Genomic DNA, 12,289 nt, shown 5'->3' with positions numbered 1-12,289 from the left:
CGATCCCGACGAACACCCGATCGGCACTGCTTTCCGACGGCGGTTTTGTCATGCTGGCCATGGGTCACCTTTGGGCTAGGAGGTGGGCCGCACGCGACCGGTCGGGCCGGGTGGACAGAACAGTGACGAGACATTGCCGTGTGTCGTCAGGCTCCTATCAAGCCACACCCGGACCGGCCGGGAGCACGCTGACGGCCCCGGACAGATGCGCCCAGGCCCAAGGGCGAGTCGACCGATCGCTCGAAGGACAACAGCCAGGTCGTGTCAGTGCAGAAATGAGCCAGACCCACCCCTGAACCGGGCCCATCGAGTATCACTGTGCGGAAACTCCCCGCCGAGCGTGCGGAAGATCGCCGCCGAGCGGGCATCACCCGACGGGCACGCCGCTCTCGGTGAACAGGGTCCGATAGATCCATCCCGCCTCCGGCCCGACGACGTCGGTGACGAGGTCGATCAGCGTCGCCGCGAAGCCCGGGCCATGGGCCGCTCCCCCACTGTCGTCGAGGTGGTGCGCCAGCTCGTGCAACACGACGAGTTCGCGCAGCGCCCATCGACCGTCGGCGTCCTCCGGGACGGCGATCACCGCGGGCGGACCCGCCTCGTAGTGCGCGCTGACGGGCCCGCGTCGTACCCGCACGCTCACCGGCTCGGCGGCGCGCGGGAACCGGTCGCGGATCGACTGTCGCGCCAGGACCCGCCGGACGTGGTCGGCGACGGATTCCACGGATGCGAACCGCGCCTCCGGCGGGACGGTCACGGTGACGCCGCCGATCTGCGTGCTTGTTCCCGCCGTCTCGAACACGAGATGCGCCATGCGTTCCGCGGCGTAGAGAGCCGCGCGGCCGGAGTCGGTCACCATGCGCGGGACCGTACCCGCGACCCCGGACACCGACGACGGACCACCGGCGGCGCCGGTCCGGATTTTCGGGCACACACTCTGAGCTGCGGCGATGACGCACGAGTCTGGAAACCGTGCGCCCGTTCGGGGGATCGTCTGCTCGCCGCCGAACGCGGTGGCCGCCACCGGCCGATCGCCGGAGGCGACGAGGACACACACGTGGAGGAGAAGTCCATGCAGTTCGCCAACGGTGCACTCGCCGCGACCGTCAACGGCGCCTTCGCCGACATCGAGCCGGGCCTGACCGGCGCCGACGCCTCGGCGCCCGTCATGACCACGCCGGCCACCGTCGTCACCACGCCCGAGGACATCGCGCTCGTGACCGCGACCCTGAACGCGACCACCGCGGTCGTCAACGCGGTCAACGCCGCGAACAGCTGACCGGAGACCGCATCTCCCGGGCGCGGCCGATCGACCGCGACCCGGGAGGTGCGACCGGATCGACCAGTCCATCGACCTCAGGAGTGAGGATGTCCGTTCGCAGCGCCGCGCACGCCGCCGCACGGGTCCGCCGTGTCGCCGCCGTGGGCCAGACGGTGAACGCCGCCGAGTCGCTCGCCCGCACACATCTCTACGCCGACGACGGGATCCTGCGGGGTCAGGCCGTCGCCACCGATGCACCACTGGCGCGTCGCAGTCGTCGACTCGCCACGATCCTCGACCACCCGCGCACCGCGACCGCGCTGTCGGCCGCGAACCTGGTCTGCGGGCTCGCCACGCTCGCCTTCGCCGATCGCCGGGCCGTCCGCGTCGCCACCGCCGTCACCTCGACGGCCGTCGCGAACCTGACGGCCCAGCGCAACCCCTATGGCCGCGACGGATCCGACCAGATGCAGCGCGTCATCCAGGGCTACGACGCGATCAGCGCCGTCGTCGCCGACCCCGAGAGCGCCGACGACCTCTTCCTGCGCGCCGTCAACGCACAGCTCGCGATCTCCTACGCCGCCTCGGGGCTCATCAAGCTGGTGTCCTCCGACTGGCGGTCGGGCCGGGCGTTCGCGGGTGTCATGCGCACCTCGATGTACGGCGACCCGCGCGTCAGTCGCCTGCTGGACCGGTTCCCGTTCCTCGGCACGCTGGTGTGCTGGCAGACCATCCTGTGGGAGACGGCGTTCCCGGTCATCTATCTGCTCCCCGAGCGGCTGAGCCGCCCGACCCTCGCATTCGCGAAGGTGTTCCACCTCGCGATCGGCCATTTCATGGGGCTCCCACGGTTCATCTGGGCGTTCTCCGCGACGCATCCGGCCACCGAGTACGTGCTCGAGGCACGCGGGACGACCCCGACGGCGTCGGTGTCCCGCCTGCTGCGCGGCGGGGCCGAGACCACGACGGAGGTGGCGGCATGAGCGTCGAGACGCTGCTGGGCGGCGGGCTGGCAGGCGTTCTCGGAATGTGGGCCACACGCGCCGCGAGCCACCGCCGGTCGGAGCGCGAGCTGCGGAAGCACGCGCGATCCGGCAACACGGTTCGCGATCTCGGTCGCGGACCCGTCGAGTACCGGACCTGGGGAGCCCTCCACGACGGCCCGATCATCGTGTGCGAGAACGGACTCGGCGCCCCGCTGGAGTGCTGGGACTGGGTCGCCGAGGCGCTGTCGACGTCGTCGAGCGTGGTCGCCTACCACCGCGCCGGCTACGGCGCGACGACCTCGACGTCCGACGCGGGCGCGCTCGTCGACCGCATCCTGCGGCACGAGTTCGACGACTCCCGACCGGTCCTGCTCCTCGCACACTCCATCGGCGGGATGGCGGTGCGCGATGCTCTTGCCCGCACACCGGACCTGGCTCGACGCGTCGTCGGCGTGTGCCTGGTCGACAGCACCGACCCCGCGCTCCTCGACGCGGTGTGGTCCAGTCCCGAGCGCCGCGGACGGATCGTGCAGTCGATGCACCTCGAGATGGTGGGGGCCGTGCTCGGCACCACGACCGTGGCAAATCCCGTCCTCGACGAGGTCGACCACCGGGCGTCGGTGCAGCAGCGCTTCGCCCGGTTCGTCGTCGACACCCGCACCGTGCGCACCGCGACGCGGGAGTACAGGCGGATGTCGGAGGTCGCCTCAGCGCTCGCCCGTACCCCGCTGCCCCCGACGCTGGTGGTGAGTGCGTCGAACAGCCACGAGGGCTCGACCGCGCACATGCGGGCACAGCGCGAGCTGGCCGAGAACCTCGGCGCGACCCACCACGTCGTGCAGGGCGCCGGGCACCGGTCGATCCTCGGGTTTCGACGCCACGCGGAGGTCGTCGCCGACCACGTCCGGCGGTGGTGCGACGAGGTGTACAGCGCGACCCCCGTCGAGGTGGCGTCATGACCCCACTTCGCGACCTGATGGCCCGGGCCGCGGTCGGCACCGTCGCAGGGCACCTCGTGCTGACCGCGATCGACAACCTCCCCGACCAGCACGCGACCGCACGCCGCATCGCGCCCTGGGCAGGCGAGATGCCCACCTGGCGGTTCTTCGGCCCCAACCCGGGTGTCGACGACATCCACCTGTTCGCGCGTCCCGGCGCCGACGGCTCGCCGACGGCGGAGTGGGAGGAGGTGGACCTCAGCGTCGACCGACCGTGGTGGGCGCCGCTGTGGAACCCCGGCACCCGCGGTCCCAAGGCGCTGTTCGACGCGACCCAGCAGCTCAAGATGCTGGCCGTCTCCCACGACGGCGACTTCGACGCCATCGCGTCGTCGCCGCCGTACCGCCTCCTCGCCGACCACGTGATCCGCGCGGCGTCCCGGTTCGGGGACCCGGCGCAGGTCCAGTTCCTGCTGCTCACGTCACGGCCCGGGCCGTCGACCTCGGAGCTGCAGCCGGTCCTGGTGTCGAGGTTCCTGGACTGTCCGGGGACGTCGAGGACACCGACCGTCGCGTCGGTCCCGACCTGACGCGGCCCGCAAAGTTTGTCAGACTAACAACATCGTCGCGGCGTCGTCGCCGCACGGAGGAAAGGAAGTCGCAGCAATGTCCCGACTCGGAGTCGAGTACGCCAAGGCCGGCATCCTGGGCCTGTTCGCCGTCATCGCTCTCGTCGCCATCGTCGTCGGTGGGGCGCCCTCCCCCGTCTACATCGTGTTGCCCGTGATCCTGGGTCTGCTGGCCATCGGGATCTGGTGGCGCGCCGAGACGGTGCACAAGTCCTAGACCGCCCCGTCCCGGAGGCCGTGATGCGCAAGTTCGTGACCACCCTCAGGACGGGGTGGCGCTCCGCCGACGCGATCGGGATCCGTCTGATCCTGGCCTCGGTGTGTGCGCTGTTCGCGCTGTCCCTCGTCCAACTCGCCGTGTCGGTCGTGCTCGCCCCCGCCTACGTCGACTGGTTTCTCGCCGACCACGGCTGGGCGACCCGCGCCGAGGCACCCCCGGGCGAGGTGCTCGGCATCTACATCGGGATCGGCGTTCGCTGCGTGTTCGCCCTGTTCTGGGTGTTCTCGTTCACCCGACTCGTGGAGTACGTCGTCGAGCGGTCGTCGCACGCCGTCATGGTGGTTCTCGCCTACGGCCTGATCACCGTCGTCGGATACGGCTACTGGGTCCTCGACGGCGGCCCGTGGTGGCTCACCTCACCGCGCGCGCTGCAGGTGCTCTGCGGATTGGTGATCCTGGCCGCGATCGCGCTGCCGGGAACAAGCTCCTGGCTGCGGTCGGCGTCCACTGCGCCCCTGGACCGTCATCCGCAGGACGTGGGCTGAGGAATCGATCCCGTCGCCAGCGCCTTCCAGCGCTGCGCCGTGACCGTGCCCGCGGTTCCCGCACAGATGCGGGCGAGGTCGGCACGACCGTCGAGTGACCAGAGCGCCACGGTCGGGCCGGCGGCCGCGACCAGCCCACCGCGGGAGTCGAACGCGACCTCGGACGTCGCTCCCGCCGACCGCGCCGCGATGCTGGTGGTCGACACGGGGCCGAGGGCGGCCGCACCGGCGGTGCGGAACAGCCGGACACCGGCGTCGGCGGTGGCAGCGGCCACCGTCGAGCCGTCCGGGGACAGGGCCAGCGCGCCCACCGCGGCCGGCACCGACAGCGTCGACCCCGTGCCCGACGCCAGATCCCACACCCGGAGGGTCTGGTCGTCGCCGCCGGAGATCAGGACCCGGCCGTCGCCGGACACCCCGAGGGACCGGACACGCCCGCGGTGGCCGAGCAGCACTCGCGCGGGACGCGGGCGCGCTGCGTCGGTGACGTCCCAGCTGCGGATCGAGCCGTCGGCGAAGCCGACGTGGACCGCCCGCCCGTCGACGCTCGTCGCGATCGACTCGACGAACGATCCCGGGCCCACCATCGACGGACTCGCCCACGCCATCCGGGCGGGATCGCGGACATCGACGACCCGCACGCTGTAGTCGGAGTCGGCCACGACCAGGTGCCCGTCGGTCATCGCGCCGACGCGTTGCAGGTACCGCGTCGCCAGCGGCAGGGACGATCCCACATTCCGCGGATCGGCGGGGTTCACGGTGTCGTACAGGGTCAGTCGGCTCGCGGCACCGCCGGCGACCGCGGTGAGCGCGCCGTCGTCACGGACGGCGACGTCCGGTTCGGCGTCGGAGACACCGATCTCGAGCGAGGACAGGGGCGCGAGAGTCGGCGGGTCCGAGCGGATCCGGGACAGGCGCAGCCGCCCGTCTGTGCCGACGGTCGCGGCGACACCGGCGGAGCGCGCGACGGCCAGTCCGGCGATGGCGCCGTCGTGGACCAGCACGGGGGTCGGCGGCGGGCGCCAGACACGGATCCGACCGTCCGATCCGCCGGCGACGATGCGGGACCCGTCGGGGGTGTAGGCGATGGCGGCGACCGCCCCGGACGTGGTCGACATGGGCTGCCCGATCTCACGCGTCACGTCGTCGGTGTCCCACCGCCGAATGGTCCCGTCGTAGCTGCCGACGGCCAGGGTCCGCGAGTCCGGCGCGAACATCACCGACCAGACGGCATCGGTGTTGGCGACGATCGGCGCACCCACGGGACGCGGCGTGGGCCCGTCGTCGAGGCGGTACACCAGGACCGACGGGTCGTCGTCGCCGACGGCGAGCCGGGTGCCGTCCGGGCTGAACGCCAGTGCGTGGACGGTGCGGCGGATGTCGGCCGCGACGACGGTGCGCAACCGCGGGGCGTCGGGCGTCGTCACATCCCACAGTCGCGTGACGCGGTCGTCACCTCCCGTCGCCAGGGTGCGCGCGTCGGGTGACCACGCGACCGCGCGAACCGCCGCACCGTCACCGGTCACCAGGTCGGACACCTGCCGGGGCGCGTCGGGATCGCTGACGTCCCACACCTGCGCCCTCCCGGCGTCGGTCGCGACCGCGAGTGCCGAGCCCGCGGGCGCGAACCGCACCAGGTAGGCGGCGGGTCCCACTGTCCGTACGCGTCCGCGCTCCCTCGGCGCGGACGGGTCGGAGATGTCGAAGAGCCGGACCGCACCGTCGCCACCGGCCGTGGCCAGCAGGGTGCCCGCGCGGTCGATCGCGACCGACGTCCCGAACACGCCGTGGGCGTCGGGGATCGCCGCCGCGGCACGCAGCGTGCCCGATCCGGGCTCCATCCGCCACAGCCGGACCGCGCGGTCGTAGCCGATGCTGGCGACGACGTCGCCGCGCGGGCTCACCGCCACGTCGTAGACGGTGCCCCGGTGCGCCTCGGTCGCCCCGGCGATCGGCATCGTCTCGCCGGCGTAGAGGCGGGCGAGGGCGTCGTCGTCGGGCCGGTCGAGGTAGGCCGCCGCGGCGAGGTAGGCGGAGGTCGACGGGTCGTCGGCGCGCAGGCTGTCGGCGGTCGCCAGCAGTCCGATGGACTCGGCCCGACCGCGGGCCTCGACCGCCTGCTGTCCGACGAGCACCGCGTAGGCAGCCACCCCCGACACCACGACCAGCAGGACCGCGATCGACGCGGTCACACCGCGCCGCACCCGTCGGATCCGACGGTCGCGCCGTACCGAGGCGGCGAGGAACGCGTCGAGGAGTCGGTTGCGGGGCCCTGTGCTGCGATCGCGGTCGTCGAGAAGCGGTGCGGCCTGGGCCAATCGGGCGCCGACGTGGAGGAAGTGGCGCTGGCGGCCGTGTGCGTCCCACGCCCTGGCGTCCGCCAGCACGCGCTGCCGCAGCGGCCCGATCTCCGCATCGCGGTCGATCCACTCGGCCAGGCGCGGCCACGCGACCAGGAGGGACTCGTGGACGAGTCCGACACGGTCCGCGCTGACGGTGACGAGGCGGGCGTCGGTGAGGTGGTCGACGACCTTCCGGACCCGGGCGGTGTCGTCGAACGAGGCGATGAGCGCGGCCTTGTCGGTGTCGACGGTGGTCGCACCACCCGGATAGAGATGGACCAAAGACATGAGGACGGACCGCGCGACGGCCCGGCCGGGGTCGTCGAGCCGTGCCCACGCGTCCTCCGCCGCCTGCGACACCGAACCGGCGACACCCCCGACAGCGCGATAACCGGCGACGGTGAGCGTCGCGTGGGTGCGCCGCGTCCACGTCGCGGCGAGGACGTGGGACACCAACGGCAGGCGACCGGCGCGGTCGTCGTCGGCGGTCGCGCGGTGCACGTCGGTGATGATGAGATCGGCGAGCCCCGCCTCCACCCGCAGGCCGGCGTCGCGTGCCGGTCCGGTGATGACCTCGCGGAGCTCGGCGTCGCTCATCGGCGGCAGGATCATCGAGCGCTCGGCCAGGAGCGCGCCGAGTCCGGGAAGCCGTAGGCATGCACCGAACAGGTCGGCTCGGACCGTCACCACCACGACCACCCGCGGCGAGCCGCCCCCCGTCGCCGCGGCCGTCACCGCGTCGGCGAACGCGCGCCGCCGGGACGCGTCCGCCTCGCCCAGGATCATCTCGAGCCGGTCGACGACGAGCACGGTCCGCTCGTGGACGACGTCGGAGACCGCGTCTCGGATCTGTGCGCCCGGATCGGCGCCGAGCTCGACGCGCAGGTACCGCCACCGCGTGGCGCCGTCTGTGGGACCGTCGTCGTCGAGGGCACGGGCCCCGATGAGTCCTGCACTGAGCAGCGACGACTTGCCCGCAGCGCTCGGGGCGGTGAGGGCGAGGACCGCAGGCGCCGCCCTGTCCGCCGCGACCGCTCGGATCCGTCCGACCAGTTCCTCGACCGCTCGCCGCCGACCGTGGAACACCTGATGGTCGTCGGCGGTGTACTCGGCCAGGCCCCGGTACGGGGACCGTCCCGCGGGGATCGTCGGTCGTCCCTCGGCCCCGTCCGCGGTCGACTCGGGCGCCGTCACGACCGAGAAGAACTCACGCCAGGCCCCGAGGCTGACGATCTCGGGCTCGACGTCGGGTCGCGACCGATCGACCGCCGCGATCAACACGACGAGGACGGGTTCGAGGGTGGGGAAATCAGCGGGGAGGTGGCGGCCACGCCGCCAGTCGCTGATGCGCTGCGGGGTCATCGCGCGACGGCGACCCGTCGTGGGCACACGGTTCGCGGCCGCGCTGACCTTGGCCAGGGTCGGGGAACCGGCGAGCGCGATCAGACGCGTGAGCCGCTCGGCGAACGGGTCACACGCACCTGCGCCCATGGGCCAGAACGATAGTGCGCCTCACGAAATCTCGCCAGACATGGCCCGCGCGGTCAGCCCTCCTCGAGCGCGGCCCGGGGCCCGCCGAGGCGCTCCTGCTCCCCGATCCTCGCCCGACGGCCCGCGCGGTCACCCGCGCGGCGGGCGCCCTCGGAATACCCGGCCGAGGCACTCGAGCCGCGCCAGGTGCCGCGCGCCGTCGACTCCGCCCGGTGGTAGTCGACGACCTCGATCTCCTTGTCGCGCAACGCGATCTGGGTCGAGCCGGAGCGACCCCGATCGGCGGCCTCCGCCTCGGCGCGCGCGGCGTCGCGGGCCTCGCGCAGTCGGGTGCCGATCCGTTCGGCGAACGCCGACTGGAAGTTCAGGCGCGCGGTGATCGGCGACAGCGGCGTGTACTCCACCCGACGACGGGTCCGCCACCCGGAGCTGTCGGTGACGACCTTCGCCGCCACCTCCTCCTTGTACGCACCGGACTTCAGGTACGCGTCGCTCGCGGTGACCATCTGCACCACCAACGACGAGTACAGCGTCTCCGTCGCGTCGATGTCACCGGGGAAGCCGTAGGCCATCACGAACGTCGAGTTGTGGGCGACGTCGACCTTGAGGTCGTTGGCGTGCCCGATCGCCACGAACAGAGCCACGTAGGTCCGCAGTCCGCGCTTGCCGGCGGTCCCGATCGCGATCTGGCGCACCGTCGGTCCCGACCGCGCGGCGGCCGGGTCGTGCGCACGGGCCACCGCGAGGTCGATCGACGCGGCGGTCGCCAGGCGTTGCGCCGCCTGCAGGAACGTCGCCGCCTCGTGCTCGTTGTCGGTGCCCTCGGCCTGCCGCAGCAGGTTCGCGATGCGGGTCAGGTTCTTGTCGTCTCGCATGTCCATTCGACTCCGTCAGAGGCGGTTCGGTTCCACGGCGGCAGCACAGACGACGACAGCCGCGTCGGATCGAGAGGATCCGACGCGGCTGTCGCGGTGTCTGCGGGAGATCAGGCCTCCGCGGCCACCGCGTAGTTGCGGGTGACCGACGGGTCGACCGGGATGCCCGGGCCCGTGGTGGTGGAGACGGTGACCTTCTTCAGGTACCGGCCCTTCGCCGCCGACGGCTTCGCGCGCAGGATCTCGTCGAGCGCGGCACCGTAGTTCTCCGCCAGCTTGGTCTCGTCGAACGAGGCCTTGCCGATGACGAAGTGCAGGTTGGCCGCCTTGTCGACGCGGAAGTTGATCTTGCCGCCCTTGATGTCGTTGACGGCCTTGGTGACGTCGGGGGTCACGGTGCCGGTCTTCGGGTTCGGCATCAGGCCGCGCGGGCCGAGGACGCGTGCGATGCGTCCGACCTTGGCCATCTGGTCCGGCGTGGCGATCGCCGCGTCGAAGTCGAGCCACCCGCCCTGGATCCGCTCGATCAGGTCCTCGGCGCCGACCTCGTCGGCACCGGCCGCGGCGGCCTCGGCGGCCTTGTCACCGACGGCGAACACGATGACGCGGGCGGTCTTGCCCGTGCCGTGCGGCAGGTTCACGGTGCCGCGGACCATCTGGTCGGCCTTGCGGGGGTCCACACCGAGACGGATCGCGACCTCGACGGTGGCGTCGTACTTCGCCGACGACGTCTCCTTGGCCAGCGCTGCAGCCTCCAGCGGGCTGTACAGCTTCTCGCGATCGACCTTCTCGGCCGCGGCCTGGTATGCCTTGCTCTTCTTGCTCATTGCTCAGTTCCTTCTCCGCAGCTCACGCGGATCGGTGGTTGACGGGCCGAGCCGGCCCTCCCACGGATGTTCTTGTTCTGGTGTCGCTCAGCCGTCGACCGTGATGCCCATCGACCGGGCGGTGCCCGCGATGATCTTCGCGGCCTGCTCGACGTCGTTGGCGTTGAGGTCTTCCTGCTTGGTCTGGGCGATCTCGCGGATCTGGTCCATGGTGACCTTGCCGACCTTGTTCGTGTGCGGCTCACCCGAACCCTTCTGCAGGCCCGCGGCCTTCAGCAGGAGCTTCGACGCCGGCGGCGTCTTCAGCTTGAAGTCGAACGAACGGTCCTCGTAGACCGAGATCTCGACCGGGATGACCGACCCACGCTGCGACTCGGTGGCCGCGTTGTAGGCCTTGCAGAACTCCATGATGTTCACGCCGTGCTGACCGAGCGCCGGACCCACCGGCGGGGCGGGGTTCGCCGCGCCGGCCTGGATCTGGAGCTTGATGATCCCGGCGAGCTTCTTCTTCTTGGGGGGCATCTCTCTTACCTTTTGTTGTCCTCGTGTGTGCCCGTGTCAGGCACCCGATCGCACCGGGTGACGCACAGGCGTCCGCGTCCGCTGGAGACGCGAAGTGTGGATGGGCCCGTCAGATCTTCTCGACCTGACCGAACCCGAGTTCGACGGGCGTCTCGCGACCGAAGATCGAGACGAGCACCTTGACCTTGCGCTGCTCGGCGTTGACCTCGGAGATCGACGCGGGCAGCGTCGCGAACGGCCCGTCCATGACGGTGACGCTCTCGCCGACCTGGAAGTCGACCTCGATGGTCGACGCGGCCGCGGCGGCCTCGACACCCTCGGCGGCGGCACCCGACTTGCCGGCGGTCGCCTTCTTCGCCTCGACGCGCGGCAGGAGGAACTTCAGGACCTCCTTGAGCGACAGCGGCGACGGCTTGTTGCCGACCTGGCTGACGAACCCGGTGACACCCGGGGTGTTGCGGACGGCGCCCCACGACTCGTCGTTGAGCTCCATGCGCACCAGGATGTAGCCCGGCAGCACCTTGCGGTTGACCTTCTTCTGCTGGCCGTTCTTGATCTCGGTGACCTCTTCGGTCGGGACCTCGACCTGGAAGATGTAGTCGCCGACGTCGAGGTTCTGCACGCGGGTCTCGAGGTTGGCCTTCACCTTGTTCTCGTACCCGGCGTAGGAGTGGATGACGTACCAGTCACCCGGCGCCCGACGGAGCTCCTTCTTGAGCTCCTCGACGGGGTCGACCTCCTCGACCGGCTCGTCGGCGGCGGCGTCGGTCGCGTCCGACTCGACGGGCTCGGTGATGGACCCGGCGACCGCGTCGGTCAGCTCGGCGGCCGCCTCCGGGTCGACGGGGGCGTCGGTCGGATCGGCGTCGGACTCGACGATCTCGCGATCGGCGTCCTGGATCGCCTCGGTCTCGACGACGTCCTCACCGGCCGTGGCCGGGTCGTTCTCGGGGGTGCTCACTGCAGCCCACGCTCCCTTTCGTTGCTCTGTGTGCTCGCTCGTTCGCAGCTCGTCGTGGTGTCGCGCGCGGGACGCGTCAGCCGAACAACCACAGGACGAGCCGCGCGAACCCGAGGTCGATCCCCGAGATGAACGCGGTCATGATGATCACGAAGATCAGCACGATGATCGTGTACTGGATCATCTCCTGACGCGACGGCCAGATGACCTTCCGCATCTCGGCGACGACCTGGGTGAGGAACACCCACAGCCGCGCGAACGGGTTGCGGCGACGTTCCTTCTCCGGTGCGGCGTCGGGACGCTCCTTGAGGGCGACCCCACCACCCGAGCTCGCGTCGGAGGTGCCACCGCCCACCGTCGCCGCCCCACGCTTGCCGCGCGGCGTCGACGACCGCTTGCCCGAGGGGCGCAGGTCGTCGGCGGACTCGGCGGCGTCGGTGCCGGCCTCGGTCGCCTCGACGTCGGTGGCGTCGGCATCGGCGGCCCCCTTGGCGCGGGCAGCCCTATCGCGCTTGCTCACCGTGATCCTCTCCGTCGTCTGGCGGGACGGCCGGACGGTGCCGACCGGGTGCAGGGGCGACAGGACTTGAACCTGCAACCTGCGGTTTTGGAGACCGCTGCTCTGCCAGTTGAGCTACGCCCCTCTATCTCGGCCCTCACATGACCAACGCGCCGCCATGATGGCAGCGCGC

General features: G+C 71.5%; 13 protein-coding genes and 1 tRNA gene. 6 read left to right on the top strand and 8 right to left on the bottom strand.

Annotation, left to right across the window (positions count from 1 at the left end):
- Positions 1-367 precede the first annotated feature (367 nt).
- Positions 368-859: a TIGR04338 family metallohydrolase gene (locus LX12_RS15830; RefSeq protein WP_253655529.1), complete on the bottom strand. Its 492-nt coding sequence runs from the start codon at positions 857-859 to the stop codon at positions 368-370.
- Between the two features lie 198 nt (positions 860-1,057).
- Between LX12_RS15830 and LX12_RS15825 the strand changes: the two genes are divergently transcribed.
- The 6 genes from LX12_RS15825 to LX12_RS15800 all read left to right on the top strand — a co-directional run bounded on the left by LX12_RS15825 (position 1,058) and on the right by LX12_RS15800 (position 4,579).
- Entirely contained in the window at positions 1,058-1,279 is a 222-nt protein-coding gene (locus LX12_RS15825; protein ID WP_253655528.1) for a hypothetical protein, read from the top strand.
- Positions 1,280-1,368: 89 nt separating this feature from the next.
- Positions 1,369-2,244, top strand: coding sequence for an HTTM domain-containing protein (locus tag LX12_RS15820; RefSeq protein ID WP_253655527.1), 876 nt, complete (start codon positions 1,369-1,371; stop codon positions 2,242-2,244).
- Positions 2,241-3,206, top strand: coding sequence for an alpha/beta fold hydrolase (locus tag LX12_RS15815; RefSeq protein WP_253655526.1), 966 nt, complete (start codon positions 2,241-2,243; stop codon positions 3,204-3,206). Before LX12_RS15820 ends, LX12_RS15815 begins: the two co-directional genes overlap by 4 nt.
- Entirely contained in the window at positions 3,203-3,775 is a 573-nt protein-coding gene (locus LX12_RS15810) for a hypothetical protein (protein ID WP_253655525.1), read from the top strand. Before LX12_RS15815 ends, LX12_RS15810 begins: the two co-directional genes overlap by 4 nt.
- A gap of 76 nt (positions 3,776-3,851) precedes the next feature.
- Positions 3,852-4,031 (top strand): hypothetical protein, encoded by a 180-nt coding sequence (locus LX12_RS15805; RefSeq protein ID WP_253655524.1) that lies wholly within the window; start codon positions 3,852-3,854, stop codon positions 4,029-4,031.
- 23 nt (positions 4,032-4,054) lie between these two features.
- Complete coding sequence (locus LX12_RS15800; RefSeq protein ID WP_253655523.1) at positions 4,055-4,579, top strand: hypothetical protein; 525 nt, start codon at positions 4,055-4,057, stop codon at positions 4,577-4,579.
- On the opposite strand, the gene LX12_RS15795 is transcribed toward LX12_RS15800, so the two are convergent.
- The 7 genes from LX12_RS15795 to LX12_RS15765 all read right to left on the bottom strand — a co-directional run bounded on the left by LX12_RS15795 (position 4,558) and on the right by LX12_RS15765 (position 12,241).
- Entirely contained in the window at positions 4,558-8,412 is a 3,855-nt protein-coding gene (locus LX12_RS15795) for a WD40 repeat domain-containing protein (protein WP_253655522.1), read from the bottom strand. The two genes, LX12_RS15800 and LX12_RS15795, sit on opposite strands and share 22 nt — an antisense overlap.
- A gap of 53 nt (positions 8,413-8,465) precedes the next feature.
- A complete protein-coding gene (locus LX12_RS15790) occupies positions 8,466-9,287 on the bottom strand; it encodes a DUF2786 domain-containing protein (RefSeq protein WP_253655521.1) in 822 nt (273 codons plus the stop codon).
- Between the two features lie 110 nt (positions 9,288-9,397).
- Positions 9,398-10,114 (bottom strand): 50S ribosomal protein L1, encoded by a 717-nt coding sequence (rplA, locus tag LX12_RS15785; RefSeq protein WP_253655520.1) that lies wholly within the window; start codon positions 10,112-10,114, stop codon positions 9,398-9,400.
- A gap of 87 nt (positions 10,115-10,201) precedes the next feature.
- On the bottom strand, positions 10,202-10,636 hold the full coding sequence (gene rplK / locus LX12_RS15780; RefSeq protein ID WP_253655519.1) for a 50S ribosomal protein L11: 435 nt from the start codon (positions 10,634-10,636) through the stop codon (positions 10,202-10,204).
- Between the two features lie 109 nt (positions 10,637-10,745).
- Positions 10,746-11,597, bottom strand: a complete 852-nt coding sequence (nusG, locus tag LX12_RS15775; protein WP_253655518.1) for a transcription termination/antitermination protein NusG — start codon at positions 11,595-11,597, stop codon at positions 10,746-10,748.
- Positions 11,598-11,673: 76 nt separating this feature from the next.
- A complete protein-coding gene (gene secE, locus LX12_RS15770) occupies positions 11,674-12,117 on the bottom strand; it encodes a preprotein translocase subunit SecE (protein WP_253655517.1) in 444 nt (147 codons plus the stop codon).
- A gap of 51 nt (positions 12,118-12,168) precedes the next feature.
- Positions 12,169-12,241 (bottom strand) — tRNA-Trp (locus LX12_RS15765).
- Positions 12,242-12,289: the final 48 nt, after the last annotated feature.

This window comes from Williamsia serinedens, assembly GCF_024171725.1.
Lineage (GTDB): Bacteria > Actinomycetota > Actinomycetes > Mycobacteriales > Mycobacteriaceae > Williamsia_A > Williamsia_A serinedens.
Note: the sequence above shows the minus strand (reverse complement) of the source record. Positions and strands in the feature narration are given on the sequence as shown.

Excerpts from the sequence above, each read along its gene's own strand:
- LX12_RS15800 (WP_253655523.1), top strand. The coding sequence starts at position 4,055 with ATGCGCAAGTTCGTGACCACCCTCAGGACGGGGTGGCGCTCCGCCGAC.
- LX12_RS15795 (WP_253655522.1), bottom strand. The coding sequence starts at position 8,412 with ATGGGCGCAGGTGCGTGTGACCCGTTCGCCGAGCGGCTCACGCGTCTG.
- rplA (WP_253655520.1), bottom strand. The coding sequence starts at position 10,114 with ATGAGCAAGAAGAGCAAGGCATACCAGGCCGCGGCCGAGAAGGTCGAT.
- LX12_RS15815 (WP_253655526.1), top strand. The coding sequence starts at position 2,241 with ATGAGCGTCGAGACGCTGCTGGGCGGCGGGCTGGCAGGCGTTCTCGGA.
- rplK (WP_253655519.1), bottom strand. The coding sequence starts at position 10,636 with ATGCCCCCCAAGAAGAAGAAGCTCGCCGGGATCATCAAGCTCCAGATC.
- LX12_RS15810 (WP_253655525.1), top strand. The coding sequence starts at position 3,203 with ATGACCCCACTTCGCGACCTGATGGCCCGGGCCGCGGTCGGCACCGTC.
- LX12_RS15790 (WP_253655521.1), bottom strand. The coding sequence starts at position 9,287 with ATGCGAGACGACAAGAACCTGACCCGCATCGCGAACCTGCTGCGGCAG.
- LX12_RS15830 (WP_253655529.1), bottom strand. The coding sequence starts at position 859 with ATGGTGACCGACTCCGGCCGCGCGGCTCTCTACGCCGCGGAACGCATG.
- LX12_RS15820 (WP_253655527.1), top strand. The coding sequence starts at position 1,369 with ATGTCCGTTCGCAGCGCCGCGCACGCCGCCGCACGGGTCCGCCGTGTC.
- LX12_RS15805 (WP_253655524.1), top strand. The coding sequence starts at position 3,852 with ATGTCCCGACTCGGAGTCGAGTACGCCAAGGCCGGCATCCTGGGCCTG.